This is a genomic window from Amycolatopsis mediterranei (genome assembly GCF_026017845.1).
GTDB lineage: Bacteria > Actinomycetota > Actinomycetes > Mycobacteriales > Pseudonocardiaceae > Amycolatopsis > Amycolatopsis mediterranei.
In genome coordinates, this window is record NZ_CP100416.1 from 3769130 (window position 1) to 3786479 (window position 17350).

The following is a 17350-nucleotide window of genomic DNA, read 5'->3' on the forward strand; positions in this document are numbered from 1 at the left end:
CGGCGGCCGGCCGTCCGCGGCGCCTGGCCGGACCGGCCTCCGCCCGGTGGCGGACCGGGCAGGATGTGTACGACACATTCAACGCCGTGAGGCTCGGACCGCGATCGAAACTTTCGACGTGACTCGAGGAGTTTTCCGTTGGTGTGCCGGTGATCCATGAGAACAGCGCACCTGCCCGGCGTCAAGCGAGGGGCGGTCCATTGCTCCGTATCGCCCGTGCACCCGGCGTCGGGGATGTAACTTTCAATCCGCTCTGACAAAGATTGACCGGGTGGTGGGTTGGCGAGGTAAGGTGCTGCCCAGAGTTACTGAGTCATACTCATTGCGTGACCCGTGACGAGGAAGTAGCACCGCCTGTCCCGTACCGCCCCGGCTACGAAGTCGTGGCGGAGCAGATCCTCCGGCTGATCGCCGAACTGGAACTGCGGCCCGGCGACCGGATGCCGACCGAGAACGAGCTGGCGGCGCGGATGGGAACCAGCCGGACCATGGTGCGGGAGGCCGTCAAGATCCTCTCGGCCATCGGCCGGGTGCGAGCGCACAAAGGACGTGGGCTGTATGTCTCCGACGACGAGGGCATGCTCGGCGGATCCCGGTGGGGCGGGTTCTTCCTGCCCGCCGATCTCGACCACGTCTACATGCTCTTCGAATTCCGCCGGATCCAGGAGACCGCGGCGAGCCGCCTGGCGGCGGCCAACGCCACTCCCGCCGAGCTGCGCGCGATCGAGGCCGCCGCCGAGACCTGCCGGCACGGCCACCTGACCGGGCAGTACTCGCTGTTCGACCGGGGCGATGACGACTTCCACGCCGGGATCGCCGCCGCGTCGCACAACCAGTTCCTCGTCGCGGCCGTGCGCGAGGCCCGCCGCCTGCAACGCCAGTCGAACATCATCGGGATGTCCGGCGCGATCGGCGGGCACGCGGTGGGCGCGATCGAGGAGCACACCGCGATCTACCGGGCGATCCGGGACGGCGACCCGGACGCGGCGGCCCACGCCGCCGGCGTCCACCTCGACAACACCCTGGAGGACTACCGCCGGGAGATCCAGCGCCGGCTCTTCGGCCGGTGACCGCAGCGCCGATCAATCCATTGTGGACAATTTTCGCTCCCGGGATCTTCCCCCGCCCGGGAGGATGACGACGTCCGAAAACACTGACGTTTGACGACAGAGGGAGCCGTGTGATGGTGAAGCAGAGATCCCTGTTCGCCTCCGCCGTGATCGGGGCGGTCCTCGCCCTGCTCGCCGGCGGAACCGCGCAAGCCGCCCCCGCCGGCGCGGATCGGCCGGCCGTCGCGGCCGCCGGCACCGCGGGCTGCGGGAAGGCACCGGGGCTGGCGAGCGGCAACCACACGATCTCGAGCGGCGGCCAGAACCGCAGCTACATCCTGCGTGTCCCGGCCAACTACGACAACAACCACCCCTACCGGCTGTTCGTCGGCCTCCACTGGCGGGGCGGGACGATGAACGACGTCGACTCGGGCGGGACCGACGGCTACAACTGGTCCTACTACGGGCTCCGCCGGCTGGCCGACAGCTCGGGCAACAACACGATCTTCGTGGCGCCGCAGGGCAACGGCAACGGCTGGGCCAACCCCGGCGGTCAGGACGTCACCTTCATCGACGACCTGCTGAAGCAGCTCGAAACCGGCCTGTGCGTCGACACTTCGCAGGTCTTCGCCGGCGGCTTCAGCTACGGCGCCGCGATGAGCTACGCCCTCGCCTGCGCCCGGCCCACGGTGTTCCGCGCGGTCGCCGTCTACTCCGGCGCGAACCTCAGCGGCTGCAGCGGCGGCACCCAGCCCGTCGCCTACATCGGCATGCACGGCATCAACGACAACGTGCTGCCCATCTCCTCCGGTCGCCAGCTGCGCGACCAGTTCGTGCGGAACAACGGCTGCACCCCGCAGAACCCGCCCGAGCCCGCCAGCGGCAGTCACACCCACATCGTCACCGCCTACTCCGGTTGCCGGGCGGGTTACCCGGTCGTCTGGGGCGCCTTCGACGGCGGGCACGACCCGGGCCCGCGGGACGGCTGCAGCTGCAGCGGCTGGCAGACCTGGACCTCCGGCGAGGTGTGGAAGTTCATCACGCAGTTCGACTCCACCACCCAGCCGCCGAACCCGCCGGTCCAGACCGGCGTGAACTACAAGCTGGTGGCCCAGCACAGCAACAAGCTCGTCGGGATCACCGGCGCCTCGACGGCGGCCGGCGCGCTCATCGAGCAGGAGCCGGCCAACGGCGGGCTCGGCCAGCAGTTCGACTTCGTCGATTCCGGTGACGGCTACTACCGGGTCCGGGCGCGCAACAGCGGCTTGGTGCTCCAGGCCGCGAGCGCCGACAGCGGTGCCGACATCAGCCAGCAGGCCGACACCAACGCCACCGCGCAGCAGTGGCGGGTCGTCGACCAGGGCGGCGGCGCGGTGAGCCTGGTCAACCGGTTGAGCGGTCTCGCACTGGACGTCTGGGGGGTCTCGACCGCCGACGGCGCGCGGATCTCGCAGTGGACGTTCACCGGGAACCCCAACCAGCGGTTCCAGCTCCAGCGCGCCTGAGCCCGTGTCCATCGTCGAACCGTCGGGGTTCCGGCCCACCCTGGCCGATGTCGCGCGGGCGGCCGGGGTGTCGATCGCCACGGCTTCCCGCGTGCTCAACGGCTTCCCCCGGGTGAGCCCGGAACGCCGCAAGCAGGTGGAATCCGCGATGCTCGCGCTGGGCTACGCCCGGCAGCGGGCGGCGAAGGCGAGCAGTGCGCGGCACACCGGCTCGATCGCCCTGGTGGTCTGCGAGGAAGTGCCGCGGTTGTTCACCGACCCGTACTTCCCGCGGATCGCCGCGGGGGTCGGCCGGGAGCTGGCCGCGGTGGGGGTGCAGCTCGTGCTGCTCACCGTGCCGGCCGCCGACGACTACCAGTCGCCGGTGGTGCGGTACCTCGACGGCGGGCACGTCGACGGCGCGCTCGTCGTCGGCATGCACGGCCGCCGCCCGCTCGACCTGGACTGGCTCGGCATCCCGGTGGTGTTCGGCGGGCGGCCGGTCCAGGCGGGGCGCACGGGCCGGCTGCCGTACGTCGACGCCGACAACCAGGGCGGCGCGCGGCTGGCGACCCAGCGGCTGCTCGACGGCGGCCGCCAGACCGTGGCGACCGTCGCCGGGCCGCAGGACATGACGGCGGGGGCGGACCGGCTGCTCGGGTACCGGCAGGCGATGACCCGGGCCGGCCGGTACGACGAGAGCCTCGTGGTGTGCGGCGACTTCGGGCAGGCCTCCGGCGAGTACGCGGCGGCCCGGCTGCTCAGCCGCCGTCCGGACGTCGACGGGATCTTCGCGGCCTCGGACATGATGGCGGTCGGGGCGTTGCGCGCGCTCCGCCGCGCGGGCCGGAAGGTGCCCGAGGACGTCGCCCTCGTCGGGTTCGACGACCTGCCGATCAGCTGCTGGACGGACCCGCCGCTCACGACCGTGCGCCAGCCGGTCGAGGAGATGGGCGCCCGGATGACCGCCGAACTGCTGGCGATGATCGACGGCGCGGCCCCGCGCCGGAGCACGGTGCTCGACACCGAGCTGGTGCCGCGCAAGTCGGCGTGACGCCGCCGTGCGCCGGCAATCGCTGAGGGGGTGCGGGTGGCGGAGCCCCCGCTCCGGGGCGAAGCCCCGGTTGTCACTGACGGCTGACCCGAGGAGGAATCGTGCGCGTGTTCGTGGTGGTGGCCGCGATGGTGGTGACGGCGCTGGCCGGGGCGATACCGGCCTCGGCCGCGCCGGCACCCCTGGTGAGCGCGGCGTCGGGACGGTGCCTGAACGTCAAGGGCGGCACCGACACCCAGGGAGCGACGCTGGAGATCCAGGACTGCACCGGGGGAGCCGGGCAGGCGTACGAGTTCACCGCGGCGGGTGAGCTGCGGACGATGAGCGGCACGCGCTGCGTGGACGCCTCCGGCAACGGGACCTCGCCGGGCACGGCGGCGATCATCTGGTCGTGCCACGGCGGGGCGAACCAGCAGTGGCGGCAGAACGCCGACGGCACGATCAGCGGCGTCCAGTCGGGGCTGTGCCTGGACGTGACCGGCGCCGGCACGGCCAACGGCACCGCGGTCGTCCTGTGGACCTGCCACGGCGGCAGCAACCAGCAGTGGAGCGCCGGGACGACCCCGCCGCCCCCGTCCGGCACGGCGCCGTGCGACATCTACGCGTCCGGCGGCACCCCGTGCGTCGCCGCGCACAGCACGGCCCGGGCGCTCTACGGCACTTACGCCGGCAACCTGTACCAGGTCCGGCGCTCGTCGGACAACACGACCCGGAACATCGGCGTCCGGGCGGCGGGCGGCACCGCCGACGCGGCCGCCCAGGATTCCTTCTGCACCGGCACTTCCTGCGTCATCACCGTGGTCTACGACCAGTCCGGACGCGGGAACGACCTGTGGTACCAGGGATCGAGCGTGGTCCCGGGGTCCAACCAGAGCAGTCCGGCGAAAGCCACGTCGGAGCCGCTCACGGTCGGCGGCTCGAAGGCGTACTCGCTGTACATCAACCCGGGCAACAGCTACTGGCGCGACGGCCACGCGACCGGGGTACCGACCGGCAGCGCTCCCGAGGGCATGTACATGGTGACCAGCGGGACGCACGTCAACAGCGGCTGCTGCTTCGACTACGGCAACAGCGAAACGACCCGGAAGGCCGACGCGGCCGGCGCGATGGACGCGATCAACTTCGGCACGGAGTGCTGGTTCGGCGGCTGCCAGGGCTCGGGCCCGTGGGTCCAGGCCGACCTCGAGTGGGGGCTGTACCCCGGCGGCAGCCAGCAGTGGAACCCGAACCAGCGGGCGCTGCCGAGCAAGTTCGTCACGGCGATGCTGAAGAACAACGGCACATCCCGGTTCGCGCTCAAGGGCAGCAACGCCCAGTCGGGCAACCTCACGACCATGTGGGACGGCGCCCTCCCCGGCGGCTACAGCCCGATGAAGAAGCAGGGCGCGATCATCCTGGGCAGCGGCGGCGACTGCTGCAAGCCTGGCGGCGGGGCGAACCTGAGCGCGGGCACGTTCTACGAAGGGGCGATGGTCGCGGGCTACCCGTCGGACGCAACCGAGAACGCGGTGCAGGCGAACGTGGTGGCCGCCGGCTACCGGTAAAGCCGCTGGAGCGGACGGAAGGGGCTTTCCCCGCGGCTTGGCGACGCGGGGGAAGCCCCTTTCGGTGAACCCACCACCCGAAGCTCCAGGTCTGCGCCGACGCGACCCCGCCCAGCCCCCGGGGCCCAGACCCCCCGGGCCAGCCCCCCATCCAGACCTCCCCCCCACCCCGATCCGAAGCCAGAACGCGGACGGTGGTGCCGGGTCAAGGCACGCTTTCCCGCCTTGACGCGGCGCTACCGTCCGTCGTCACAATCCGGCTTCGGGGTGGTGGTTCACCGCGCTGGACCCATCTCGTGGCCATAGCCCCGCCGAACCGGTTCGCCTCCATTCGGCCGATTGTCGCTGAATTCTCTGCAGCGTACGTTCATTGCTGGTCGAACCGGTTCGACGCCCGGCTCGTCCCCCGCACGTCCACCGCCAAAGGAGTCGTCTGTGGACCTCTCGCGCCAGCGGCCCCGCGTCCGCCGTGGCCTGGCCGCCCTCCTGATCACCGGAGCACTGACCGGTGCTTCCGCCGTGGCCCTTCCCGCGCCGGCCCAGGCCGCGGACGAGTCGGTCTCGGTCGACTTCTCCGCCGCCGGCGGCGCGCCCACGTACCGGGCCTCCGGGTGGATCTACGGCATGACCGAGAACGCGTCGGGGCCGCCCGACCACTTCTACCGGGACGTGAACTTCCAGGCGATGCGGGCCGGGGGAGCGCAGCTGGACAGCCCGGGCGGCTGGGTGTCGGGCAAGTACGACCGGCGCTGGAACGCCACCCGCGCCCAGCTCCTGCGCACCCGCTCGCTCGGCGGCCAGTTCGTCCTGCTCGTGCACGACCTCTGGGGCGCCGACGGCTACCCGATTTCGCGGTTCCCCGGCGACAACGGCGACTGGACCGACTACGACAACTTCCTCACCCGCCTGATCGGCGACGTCCGGGCGACCGGTGCCCCGGTGGAGTGGGACATCTGGAACGAGCCCAACATCTCGCTGTTCTGGAACCGGCCACAAAGCCAGTACTTCGCCATGTGGCAGCGCGCGTACCAGCGCATCCGGGCGGCCTTCCCGGCGCAGGCGATCGTCGGCCCCAGCCTCGCCGGGGTCCCCTCGACCGCGGGGAGCTGGTGGACGCAGTACCTCGACTTCGTCCGCGGTTCGAACACGGTGCCGGACATCGTCAGCTGGCACTCCCTGCCGGGTGACCCGGTGGCGAACGTCGCCGCGGCCGACGCGTCACTCGGCTCGCGCGGCATCCCGCACCCGCGGCCCTACCAGATCAACGAATACGGCGCGTCGAACGAGCAGAACCCCGGGGACGGCGCCTGGTACATCGCCCGGCTCGAGCGGGCCGGCGCCGACGGGCTGCGCGCCAACTGGGCGAGTGCCGGAAACCTGCACAACGACCTCGCCAACCTGCTCGTCCGCACCTCCTCGGGCCGGTACCAGCCCAAGGGCGAGTGGTGGGCCTACCGCTTCTACGCCTCGCAGACCGGTCAGCTCGTGGCCACCAAGCCCAGCCCCGGCTACGACCCCTTCGCCACGAAGGCGGCCGGGATGGCGAAGGTCCTGGTCGGCGGCGGTGGCACGACCGGGAACGTCGCGGTCGCCCTGCAGCGGCTGGACACCACCTCCGGCGTCGTCCAGAACAACCAGGTGCGGGTCATCGTCCAGCGGATTCCCTACAACGGCGGGGCCGCGGTCCAGAGCCCGGTCACCATCCAGGACTCCGTGGCTGCCGTATCCGGCAACGCCGTGACCGTGAACCTGCCGCACACCACGATCGACGACGCGTTGAGCATCACCCTGCTGCCCCCGTCGGACGGCGGCTTCCAGTCCGTCGCCGTCGCCCAGCACTCCCAGCAGTGCCTGGACAACACCGACCTGAGCACCGCCGACGGCAACCGGCAGCAGCAGGACGTCTGCGACGGCGGAGCTCAGCAGCAGTGGAACTTCCGGCCGGTGGCCGGCGTCCCGGGCGCCTACGCGATCGTCAACCAGCAGAGCGGCAAGTGCCTCGAAGTCGCCGGTGCTTCGGCCGCCGACGGTGCCGCCGTCCAGCAGCGCACCTGCACGGACGGCGCCACGAACCAGCAGTTCTCGCCGCGCCGGGTGACCTACGGCGGCAACGACCCCCACGACTACCAGCTCGTCGCCCGCCACAGCGGCAAGTGCGTCGACGTCAGCGGGGTCTCCACGGCCGCCCGCGGCGCGGTGATCCAGTGGACGTGCAAGCCGGTCAGCCAGAACAGCCCCCTCAACCAGACCTGGCGGCTGTGGGGCCGGGGACCGGCCTGACCTCGGCAGGCCCGGCGCTTTTCAGGCGCCGGGCCGGTTTCCGGCCGGGATCGTGATGGGCGTGCTCGTCGGGGACGTGCCCTTGTTGAGGAACAGCATGGCGAGCGCGCGGACGAACTGGTCGAAGAGGTGGAACGCCGCCGGGGCGATGGGCAGCAGGCCTTCCCGGAAGGCGATGTACGCGGGCCACCCGGTGCGGATCAGGGTGGCCGCCGCGTAGTCGCGCGGCAGGCCGAGCCAGTCGCCGACTTCGTTGCTCAGCACGTACCGCACGAACTCGTTCAGGAAACCGCGGGTGACGCCCAGGTCGATCTGGGCGGTCAGCCCGAGCAGGTCCGCGGCGAGCTGCTTGCCTTCGGGTGTCGGGGCGAGCAGCGGGGTGAGCACTTGGGCCGATTGCGTGTCCGCCGCGGCCCACGTCTGCGGGATGAACTCGTCGCGGACGCCGAGCAGGTGGATGGCGACCTGCCACTGGTGCAGGAAGGCGTCCTCGTCCGCGGCGGACATCGGGACGTGCCATTCCTTGAGCTTCCGGTGCACGAAGGTGCCGAGGCTGTGGAAGGTGACCAGGATGTCGCCGTTGCTGATCGGCACCCGCTCGTCGGCCACCGCCCGCCAGTGCGGCGACTGCGGCAGCAGGTGCCGCACGGCCGCGTGCACCAGGCGCGTCTTGTTGGCCGTGACCACGAACTGGCCCGAGGGCTCGAACGCGCCGGCTTCGCTCAGGTCGTAGCCGAAGGTGAACGTCTTGGCCGCGCGGTCCTGCATGGCGGCGCCGCCCGCGGACCAGTAGACCGATCGGGCCTCCCGCGGGATGACCGTGCTCATGATGCCGCTGCCGAGGCCGTAGAGGACGAACAGGTAGGTGTCCTTGCGCCGGTTGAAGTCGGCGGCGCGGCGCAGCTTGACGGGGTCGGCCCAGGACGGCAGCCGGTTGACGCCCTGGAGCCAGGCGGCGAGGTCGGCGGGCAGGCCGGACGGCAGCGGGTCGGCGTTGTCCACCCACGACCGCAGGGCGGTGTTGACCGCGGGGACCCCACCGGTGTCGAGGACGCCCGCCATCAGGCGATCCACCTCGTCGTCCCAGACCCACCAGGGGTCGGCCGCGGCCGTCGACGCCCAGGCCGGGACGACGCTCGCCGCGCCCACCAGGCCCAGCGCGACGCCGAGCGAAAGTGCGTTCCTCCTGCTGAGATTGCTCATTTACTTACCTAGCTTCCTCGGTAGGCAGTAGCCGGTCAGAGTGCTCATGAGCGGTGCTTGAGAGGAGATTCCTCATTAACATAGAAGGTGACTCGCGGGTCGGCAAGACCCCGCCCGCCTGTGGTTGACTGACACGCATGGCCCCGCGCACCTCGCCCCGGCGGCCGCGGTGACCGCCGAGCCGGCCGCGGCCGTCCGGCCCCGCAACCGGCGGCAGCTCATCGTCGAGGCGGGGGCCGCCGTGTTCGGCGAGCGCGGTTACCACGCGGCGTCCATGGACGAGATCGCGGCGCGCGTGGGCATCACCGCGGCCGCGCTGTACCGGCACTTCCCGAACAAGTACGCGCTGTTCGCCGCGTGCGCGAACGTGATGGCGGACCGGCTCGTCGCCGCGCTCGCCGAGGTCGCCCCGGACGCGTCCCTCGCGGAAATCTTCGCCGCCGTCACCCGGGTCACCGTCGCCCACCGGGAAACCGGGGGCGTGTACCGGTGGGAGGCCCGGTATCTCGAGCGCGAAGACCGGCGGCTGCTCGCGGGGAAGTTCGCGGACGTCGTCGAGCGCGTGGCGGCGGCGGTGCGGCGCGAGCACCCGTGGCCCGGCGAGCACCTGCGGGCCGTGGCGGCGCTGGGGGCCATCGGATCCGTCACGACGCACCACAACGCGATGGCCCAGCGCCGGGTCGGGGAACTGCTGCGGGCCGCCGCCCTGCGGGTGGCCGCCACCGGCCCCGCCGCGGCGCACGCGCCCCTCGTCGAGATCCCCGCCCCGCCGGTGCCCCGGACCCGGCGGTCGGAGATCCTCGCGGCCGCCGTCCCGCTGTTCGAACGGGACGGGTTCGCCACCGTGACGAACGGCCGGATCGCCGAGGCGGTGGGGCTGGTGCCGTCCGCGCTCTACCGCTACTTCCCCGGCAAGGCCGACATCCTGGCGGCGGCCTGCCTGCAGGCCGCCGGGCTGCTGGCCCAGGCGGTCGAGCACAACCTGCGCGGGACCACCGATCCGCACGGCGCCTTGAGCGCCCTGACGGCGACGTACGTGGCGTACAGCTTCGAGCACAGTGCCCTCAACAGCGTGGCCAACGCGGAAATCGCCGGCCTGCCCGACGGCCTGCGCCGCCCGCTGGTCGCCGCGCAGCGCGAGCACATCGCCGTGTGGGAGCAGCACCTGCGCGAAGCCCGCCCGGACCTGGATGCCCGCCAGGCCCGGGTGCTGGTGCACGCGGGCTTCGGCGTGGTGGTCGAGGCCGGCCGCCGGCTGCGGTGGGCCGACCGCCCGGAGCACCGCGCCGCGGTGGCCGCCCTGCTCGTGAGCGCCCTCGGCCTGTGATCTCCGCCCGGGTGACAACTTTCCGGCGCAGGATCACATCTATCCCGGTGTGAAGCAGACAGAGGACGCCGAGCCCGGCCGCGACGCGGAGTTCCGCGAGTTCGTGCGCAGCCGGGGGACGCCGCTGCACCGGAGCGCGTACCTGCTCTGCGGTGACCGGCACCTGGCCGACGACGTGGTCCAGGACACGCTGGTCAAGGTCTACCAGCACTGGCGGCGGGTGCGGCAGGCCGACAGCCCGGAGGCCTACGTCCGGCGCATCCTGCTCAACGAGGTGCGCGGGCGGTGGCGGCGGCGGGAGCGCTCGGTGCCGGTCGCGGAGTTCGCCGACGAACCCGCCGTGGCCGACCCGTCCGACGACGTGATCCGGCGCGACGGGCTCCGGCAGGCGCTGTTGACGCTGCCGTTGCGGCAGCGCGCGACGGTCGTCCTGCGCTACCTCGAGGGCTTGTCCGAGCGCGAGACGGCGGCGGTCCTGGGCTGCTCGACGGGCACCGTGAAGAGCCAGAGCTCGCGGGCGCTGGCCGGCCTCAAATCCTTCTTCGACCGGACGGGGACGATGCTGTGAACACCGAACAGGAGAACCGGCTCCGCGAAGACCTCCGGCTGGCCGTCGACGGCGAAACCTTCCGGACCGACCCCGACGTCGTCCTCGGCCGGGCCCGCCGGGCGCGGCGGCGCAGCCTGGTCACCCGCGGCGCGGCCGGGACCGGCGTGCTGGCGGTCGCGGTGGCGGCCGCGCTCACCGGCATCCACCCCGGTGGCGCCCCGGAAGTCCGCACCGCGGCCTACGTCGTCGAGCGGATTTCGGCCGCCTTGGACGGCGGCTCGGACTCCGTCTACCGGATCGTCGACCACAACGAGGGCTCGGTCTGGTACCAGGACCAGGTCACGATGAGCCAGTACTGGGTCTACGGGACCGGCGGCACTCGGATCGAAGCGTGGGACAGCACACCGGTGATCGACCACTACGCGCACCTCGTGGACACCACGGTGAACCACAAGGACCGCACCTATTCGACGGAGGACACGAAGCTGCCCGCGTACGTGCCGGGCACGCTGCCGCCGCGGTCGTCGTTCGCCGACCGGATCAAGAAGTCGATCAGCGCCGGCGGGCCGGAGATCGCCGGTTCGGGTGAGTACCAGGGGCACCAGGTGATCAAGCTCGGCTACCCCGGGGGGGAGCTCTGGGTCGATTCCGCCACTTACCTGCCGGTGTACCGGATCACGACCGACCCGGACGGCCGCCGGACCACGAGCGACCTCGCGTTCCTGCCGCGGACGCCCGACCTGGTGCAGACGGTCAACACCCCGCAGGTCCCGCCCGGGTTCACCAAGGTCGCGGAGGCGAACACCGGCCCGGGCCACGGCGGCTGACCGTCACCTCGCGGGTTTGGTCTCGCAGCGCACCTGCGGCGCGGTCTCGGTCCCGGAGGCCGTGCAGTCGACGACCCGGCCGGGCGCGGGAACGGGGTAGCTGAAGACGATCGACGCGTCGGAGTCCGGCCCGGCCGAGAACTTGACGACCGTGGCCTTCCGGTTTCCGCTGCCGTGTAAGGTCTTCGAGTAGTACATGGTGTGCGGCCCGATGGCGGTGGTGATGCCGTCGCCGTCGTCGTCGAGTTCGTGCACGTTGAGCACGTAGTCCCCGGTGGTGTACTTGCCTTCGTCCCCGTGCCCGGCGTCGGCGGGGACCGCGCTGACGACCTCGGGCGAGACGGGATCCGCGGCGGTGGCGATCACGGTGGCCCCGACGGCGACCACGGCAACCCCGGCCACGGCGCCGGAAACGGCGACTCGCTTGGCGGTGAACTTCATGGTCCCTCCTCCCACCCGATGATCAAGCTAGGGGAAGGAGGGACCGGGTCACCTCGGCCGAAGGGGCGGTTCGGCGGCCGGGACCTCGTCCTTTCGGCCGATGACCGACGACGACCGGATCGCGGTGACCGGGGCGTTCGATCGGCGTTGACCTGCGTGCGGGGGAGAGGGGCCGCATGCGTGGTTGCTGCTGTTCTTCGTCTCGAGCGCCGTCGCGCTCCCCCTTGCGACCGGCGACTGGCGAAGCGGGTTCTGGGCGTTCCTGACTGCCCGCGGTGGCCACCGGGCGGCCTGAGCCCGGTCAGGACCGGGCCCGGCGCCAGACCGCCAGCGCCGTCGCGGCCAGGGCGCCTCCGGCCGCGGCGACGGCGCCGTGGTGCCGGCTCGCCCACAGCTGGGCACTCCGGGGCGTCGCCTTGTCGTCGAACCGGCCGTGCGCCCCGAAATCCCGCGCGCGATCCGCCGGCGCCCACAGGTTCTCCGGCTGGTCCGATGGCTTCGCGGCTCCCGTCTGCTGCGACCGATAGCCGGTCCGGGCGAGGTACCGATCGAGGACGCCCGGCGCGACGGCGTTCGCGATCAGCGTGCCCACCGTGCTGCCGCCGACCCAGTACTCGCGGCGGCGCGGGTGGTCGGCCGCGTGGAGGACCGCGCGGGCCGCCACCTCCGGCTGGTAGATCGGGGGCACCGGCTGGGCCTGGTGCGGCAGCTTGGACCGCACCCAGGAGAACTGCGGCGTGTTGACCGCCGGCATCTGCACCATCGTCGTGCGGACGTGGCTGCCGTCGTGCAGCAGCTCGCAGCGCAGGGCCTCGTTGAACCCCTGGATCGCGTGCTTCGCACCGCAATACGCGCTCTGCAACGGGATCCCGCGGTACGCCAGTGCCGAGCCGACCTGGACGATCGTGCCGCGGTCGCGGGACTTCATCCGGCGTAGGGCGGCCATTGTGCCGTGGACGTACCCGAGGTAGCTCACGTCGGTGACGCGGCGGAACTCGTCCGGCTCGATCTCGTCGAAGGGCGCGAACACCGAAGTGAACGCCACGTTCACCCACACGTCGATCGGGCCGAGTTCCCGCTCCACCCGGGAAGCGGCGGCGTCGACCTGGTCGAATTCGGCGACGTCGGTGGGGATGGCGAGTGCCGTCCCCCCGCTTCGGGTGACGTCGTCCGCGGCGGCTTCGAGGCCTTCCTTCCCGCGTGCCAGCAGGGCGACCCGGGCCTGCCGGGCCCCGAACGCCCGCGCGACCGCGCGGCCGATGCCCCCGCTGGCCCCGGTCACGACGACGACCTGGTTCATGACTGCCTCCGTTTTCCAGTACGGGGCCGCACGGGCCCAAGCGGCCGCGACCACCGCGTTCGCCAGCGCCGCGGCCCGCCACCGCGGCGTCACCACGGCCAGTCCGAGCATGCTCACGCCGTGCGCCACGTCGATCGTCCAGCCTCGGCGGGCCAGCAGGCCGTTCGGCCGCCACAGGACGGCCGCGGCCTGGGCGAGGTGGCGGATGCCCAACGCCAGCGCCACTTGCCGCGGGATCGGCAGGGAGCGCGAGGCGAGGACGATCCCGCCGCCCCACACCGCCCGCGCCGCCGCGACCCCGCGCGTCACGGCATCCTCCGGGCCACCGCCCGGGCGCCGACCCGCTCGATCGTGGTCACCGGTTCTTCCCGGGCAGGAACTCCTGCAGCTTCGTCTTGACCCCCTGCACGACGAGGTGGAACGCGTCGGGGTCGCCCTTGAGCACGGCTTCGGTCGCCGACTTCACCTGCTCGAAGGTGGCGTGCGGCGGGATCGGCGGCACGTCCGGGTCGCAGCGGACGTCCAGCACCGCCGGCTTGCCCGCGGTGAGCGCGGTGTCCCAGGCCGAAGCCAGCTGGTCCGGCTTGTCGACCGTGACGGCGGCGAGGCCGAGGGACAGGGCGAAGCTCGCGTAGTCGACGTCCGGCAGGGTCTGGGATTCCTCGAACTTGGGGGCGCCGCCCATCGCGCGCAGCTCCCAGGTGACCTGGTTGAGGTCGTTGTTGTGGAAGACGCAGATCACGAGGCGCGGGTCGCTCCACAGGGTGTGGTAGCGCGCGATGGTGATCAGCTCGGCGAGGCCGTTCATCTGCATGGCGCCGTCGCCGACGAGGGCGATCACCGGCCGGTCGGGGTGGGCGAACTTGGCGCCGATGGCGTACGGGACGGCCGGGCCCATGGTGGCCAGGGTGCCCGACAGCGACCCGCGGATGTCGCCGCGGATGCGGAGGTTGCGGGCGTACCAGTTGGTGGAGGAGCCGGAGTCCGCGGTGACGATGGCGTTCTCCGGGATCCGCTTCGACAGCTCGGACACGATCGCCATCGGGTTCACCGGGTCGGCCTCGACGGCGGCTTCCTTCTCGACGGTCTCCCACCAGGAGGCGACGTTCTTCTCGATCGTCTCGCGCCACGCCCGGTCCGGCTTGCTCGCCAGCTTCGGCAGGAGCGCGCGCAGCGTGGCCGCGCTGTCGCCGACGAGGTTGACCTCGGTCGGGTAGCGCATCCCGATCAGCCGGCCGTCGAGGTCGATCTGCACGGCCCGCGCCTGGCCGAAGTCCGGCAGGAACTGGCTGTACGGGAAGTTCGAGCCGACGATCAGCAGCGTGTCGCAGTCGCGCATCAGCTCGTAGCTCGGGCGGGTGCCGAGCAGCCCGATCGAGCCGGTCACCCACGGCAGGTCGTCGGGCAGCACGTCCTTGCCCAGCAACGCCTTCGCCACACCCGCGCCGGTGATCTCGGCGACCTCGCGGACCTCCTGGGCCGCGCCGCGGGCGCCCTGCCCGACGAGGATGGCGACCTTCTCGCCGGCGTTGAGCACCTCGGCTGCCGCGTCGATGTCGGCCTCGGCCGGCACCGGCCGGGACCAGGACGTGCCCGGCGGGCTGGAGGGCACCTGCTTGAACGCGTGCTGCGGCGGCGAGTACGCCTCCTCCTGCAGGTCCGCGGGGATGATCAGGGCGGTCGGGCAGCGGGACGCCTCGGCCGTCCGGATGGCCCGGTCGAGCGCGTTCGGCAGCTGCTCGGGCACGTTGACCTCGACGAGGTATTCGCTCGCGACGTCCTTGAACAGCGCCTGCAGGTCGACCTCCTGCTGGTAGCTGCCGCCCATCGCGCTGCGCGCGGTCTGCCCGACGATCGCGACCACCGGCACGTGGTCGAGCTTGGCGTCGTAGAGGCCGTTGAGCAGGTGGATCGCGCCCGGGCCGGAGGTGGCCATGCAGACGCCGACCTTGCCGCTGAACTTCGCGTAGCCGACCGCGGCGAAGGCCGCCATCTCCTCATGCCGGGCCTGCACGAACCGGGGCTGGTTGTCCGCTTTGCCGAACGAGGCGACGATCCCGTTGATGCCGTCGCCCGGATAGGCGAACACCTGCTCCACGCCCCATTCGCGCAGGCGCTGGAGCAGGTAGTCACCGACTGTCTGGCTCATGAGTACTCCCTTTGGCGTACGTGCCGCTTCGGTGAGCGCCGCGTGACCCGCCGGGCGCCTCCTTCGTGGTCACCGACGGCGCTCACGAAATCGCTGTACCCGCTTTCGGCGGCTATCATGCTTGCGTGACGCAAACGTGGCAGGAGCACGACGGCGCCGACGCGGCTTTGGCGGCGTTGCGGGCGATGGTGCTGATCGCCGACTCGACCGTCGAGCGGAACACCGAGCAGCTGACGCTGACCCAGTTCCGCGCGCTGCGGGTGGTGGTCGACCGGACCCCGGTCACGATGGGCCGGGTGGCGCGCGAGCTGGCGATGAACCCGTCGTCGGTCACCCGGGCGTGTGATCGGCTGGTCGCGCTGAACCTGCTGGAAAAGGCCCCCAATCCGCTCAACCGGCGCGAAACGCTGCTCGCGCCGGCCGGGCCGGGGCGGCAGCTCGTGGACCGCGTCGACCGCGATCGCCGCCGGGTGCTGGCGGGTGTGCTGAGCCGGCTCGATCCGGCGACGCGGGCGGCCGCGATCACCGCGTTCGAGCGGTTTGCCGGAGCGGTCGAAGCGGACGAATCGGATTCGCGTTCACTTTTGCGTCGCGCAAACTAAAACCGGCGAAACGAAGTTTGGCCGCGGGGATCGCGGGTATCCTTCCGCGATGCTCGGGGTCTGTCTCCGCAGAACCTGACCAGCCGGCCGAGGGCGCCGCTTCCTCAGCCGCGGGACCCGCTGTCCCGGTGCCGGTCGGCGGCCTGCCTCAAGAACGCCACCGGGTCGTCGCCGAGGTCGGTGAGGCTCCGGCGGCGGATCACTGTCGTCACCGCGGCCGTTCCGGCCGCCCACACCGCGATCACCAGCACCACCGCCGGGGCCGGCAGCAGCCGGTCGAGGAACGCCAGGCTCGCCGTCGCCGCCAGGGCCGCCACCCGGGCCAGCCCGAAGTACCAGCGGTGCGACCCCATCGCGAAGACCCTCGTGCCGGCCAGGTAGATCGTCAGGCCCGCCGTCGTGAACCACACCGCCGCGGTGGGCGGGGACTCGGCCAGGGACAGGTTCACCCCCGCCGCCATCAGCACGAGCGCGAAGGCCGGCAGCAGGTGCCCGCCCGCGTACAGCGAATACGCCAGCGCCGGGTTGCCGCCCGAGAACCCCAGCATCCGCTCGTAGATCTCCGCCGCCGAGGAGAAGTACACCCACCACAGCGCGCCCGCCAGGACGAGCCCGCCGGCCAGGGCCAGCCAGTACCCGAGGTCGTCGGCCGGTCGCTCCAGTGCCGCCGTGCCGACCGTGATCACCAGCTCGCCGAGCAGCAGGATCATGAACAGCCCGAACCGCTCCGCGAGGTGTGCCGAGTCGACCGCCAGGTTCGGGTCGCGCGGCGGTGCCAGCATGATCCGCCACCGGGCTTCGCGCGTGGGCCGCTCGCCGCGACGCCGTTCGCGGTGGTCGCCGAGCAGCAGGAACCCCGCCTCCTGCAGCAGCGCGACCGCCCACAGCGCCCACGACGCCCACGAGTGCGGGAGTGCGGCCGAGACCCCGAACAGGACGGCCGAAACCGCGTAGCCCACGCTGATCCGCCGCTGGTCGATCCCGTCGCGCGGCCACCGGTGCGCGGCGGCCAGGATCAGGCGGACCGCGGCCATCGCCGCGGCGAAGATCGCCGGGTGCCCTTCGAAGACGTGGTGCGCCTGCGTCGCGGCGATCCCGCAGGGGATCGTGCCGGCGAGCACGAACAGCCGGTCGGCGACGCGGCTGTCGTCGCCGCGGCGGTTGTACAGCACGGCGAAGCCGATCCACGTCCACCAGAGCGTCGCGAACAGGCCGAGCGCCGCGGCGGCGCGCGCCCAGTGCGGGTCCGCGACGATGCCGTGCGCCACCTGTCCCACGGCGAACACGAAGACCAGGTCGAAGTACAGCTCGACCCAGCCGACCCGCTTGCCGCCTTCGTCCACATCGGTCACGGGGAATTAATAACACACTGTCCTAATAATGGCGGAATTCGCCCCACCCGACCGTGCGGGTAATTCTGCCGCCAGTGCGAAGCCGTGCCCCGTTTTGGTGCCTCGGTGGGCCCCGGAGCTGCGTGAACACCCTTGAACAGTGTGCAAGCAGCGACCGTCGGAACACAATCCGTGAGTCTGGGAAATAA

14 protein-coding genes are annotated in these 17350 nt (G+C 71.9%); 9 read left to right on the forward strand and 5 right to left on the reverse strand.

Translation table 11 applies throughout. The features are described 5' to 3' along the window. Positions 1 to 326: 326 nt before the first annotated feature. The 5 genes from ISP_RS17795 to ISP_RS17815 all read left to right on the forward strand — a co-directional run bounded on the left by ISP_RS17795 (position 327) and on the right by ISP_RS17815 (position 7411). Positions 327 to 1070, forward strand: a complete 744-nt coding sequence (locus tag ISP_RS17795) for a FadR/GntR family transcriptional regulator (protein ID WP_230468811.1) — start codon at positions 327 to 329, stop codon at positions 1068 to 1070. Positions 1071 to 1183: 113 nt separating this feature from the next. Then, positions 1184 to 2554 (forward strand): RICIN domain-containing protein, encoded by a 1371-nt coding sequence (locus ISP_RS17800; protein WP_014466944.1) that lies wholly within the window; start codon positions 1184 to 1186, stop codon positions 2552 to 2554. 4 nt (positions 2555 to 2558) lie between these two features. Further along, positions 2559 to 3587 (forward strand): LacI family DNA-binding transcriptional regulator, encoded by a 1029-nt coding sequence (locus ISP_RS17805; RefSeq protein WP_013225157.1) that lies wholly within the window; start codon positions 2559 to 2561, stop codon positions 3585 to 3587. Between the two features lie 101 nt (positions 3588 to 3688). Beyond that, the gene (locus tag ISP_RS17810) at positions 3689 to 5131 is read left to right on the forward strand and encodes an arabinofuranosidase catalytic domain-containing protein (RefSeq protein WP_013225158.1); all 1443 of its coding nucleotides are present in this window, start codon (positions 3689 to 3691) and stop codon (positions 5129 to 5131) included. A 435-nt stretch (positions 5132 to 5566) separates the two neighbouring features. Beyond that, positions 5567 to 7411, forward strand: coding sequence for an RICIN domain-containing protein (locus ISP_RS17815; RefSeq protein WP_013225159.1), 1845 nt, complete (start codon positions 5567 to 5569; stop codon positions 7409 to 7411). 21 nt (positions 7412 to 7432) lie between these two features. Here the strand turns inward: ISP_RS17815 and ISP_RS17820 are convergent, their stop codons facing one another. Beyond that, entirely contained in the window at positions 7433 to 8614 is a 1182-nt protein-coding gene (locus tag ISP_RS17820; protein WP_013225160.1) for an oxygenase MpaB family protein, read from the reverse strand. Positions 8615 to 8783: 169 nt separating this feature from the next. Here ISP_RS17820 and ISP_RS17825 point away from each other — a divergent pair, with 169 nt between their 5' ends. From ISP_RS17825 to ISP_RS17835, 3 genes are read left to right on the forward strand one after another with little or no spacing between them, the layout of a single operon-like run. Then, positions 8784 to 9941: a TetR/AcrR family transcriptional regulator gene (locus ISP_RS17825; RefSeq protein WP_013225161.1), complete on the forward strand. Its 1158-nt coding sequence runs from the start codon at positions 8784 to 8786 to the stop codon at positions 9939 to 9941. A 49-nt stretch (positions 9942 to 9990) separates the two neighbouring features. After that, positions 9991 to 10509, forward strand: a complete 519-nt coding sequence (locus ISP_RS17830; protein WP_013225162.1) for a SigE family RNA polymerase sigma factor — start codon at positions 9991 to 9993, stop codon at positions 10507 to 10509. Then, positions 10506 to 11318, forward strand: a complete 813-nt coding sequence (locus tag ISP_RS17835) for a hypothetical protein (protein WP_013225163.1) — start codon at positions 10506 to 10508, stop codon at positions 11316 to 11318. The genes ISP_RS17830 and ISP_RS17835 overlap by 4 nt, the downstream gene beginning before the upstream one ends. Positions 11319 to 11321: 3 nt before the next feature. Here ISP_RS17835 and ISP_RS17840 read toward each other — a convergent pair whose 3' ends face one another. The 3 genes from ISP_RS17840 to ISP_RS17850 form a co-directional block, all read right to left on the reverse strand. Next, complete coding sequence (locus tag ISP_RS17840) at positions 11322 to 11759, reverse strand: hypothetical protein (RefSeq protein ID WP_013225164.1); 438 nt, start codon at positions 11757 to 11759, stop codon at positions 11322 to 11324. A 301-nt stretch (positions 11760 to 12060) separates the two neighbouring features. After that, on the reverse strand, positions 12061 to 13368 hold the full coding sequence (locus ISP_RS17845) for an SDR family oxidoreductase (protein ID WP_013225165.1): 1308 nt from the start codon (positions 13366 to 13368) through the stop codon (positions 12061 to 12063). Positions 13369 to 13414: 46 nt separating this feature from the next. Beyond that, positions 13415 to 15208, reverse strand: coding sequence for a thiamine pyrophosphate-requiring protein (locus tag ISP_RS17850; protein ID WP_013225166.1), 1794 nt, complete (start codon positions 15206 to 15208; stop codon positions 13415 to 13417). 65 nt (positions 15209 to 15273) lie between these two features. Here ISP_RS17850 and ISP_RS17855 point away from each other — a divergent pair, with 65 nt between their 5' ends. Continuing rightward, entirely contained in the window at positions 15274 to 15810 is a 537-nt protein-coding gene (locus ISP_RS17855) for a MarR family winged helix-turn-helix transcriptional regulator (RefSeq protein ID WP_230468812.1), read from the forward strand. Between the two features lie 104 nt (positions 15811 to 15914). Here ISP_RS17855 and ISP_RS17860 read toward each other — a convergent pair whose 3' ends face one another. Then, positions 15915 to 17162, reverse strand: coding sequence for a low temperature requirement protein A (locus ISP_RS17860; RefSeq protein ID WP_013225168.1), 1248 nt, complete (start codon positions 17160 to 17162; stop codon positions 15915 to 15917). Between the last annotated feature and the right edge of the window lie 188 nt (positions 17163 to 17350).

What these genes read in the sequence shown, in the direction of transcription:
- ISP_RS17800 (WP_014466944.1), top strand. Translation starts at nt 1,184, where the DNA reads ATGGTGAAGCAGAGATCCCTGTTCGCCTCCGCCGTGATCGGGGCGGTC.
- ISP_RS17840 (WP_013225164.1), bottom strand. Translation starts at nt 11,759, where the DNA reads ATGAAGTTCACCGCCAAGCGAGTCGCCGTTTCCGGCGCCGTGGCCGGG.
- ISP_RS17820 (WP_013225160.1), bottom strand. Translation starts at nt 8,614, where the DNA reads ATGAGCAATCTCAGCAGGAGGAACGCACTTTCGCTCGGCGTCGCGCTG.
- ISP_RS17850 (WP_013225166.1), bottom strand. Translation starts at nt 15,208, where the DNA reads ATGAGCCAGACAGTCGGTGACTACCTGCTCCAGCGCCTGCGCGAATGG.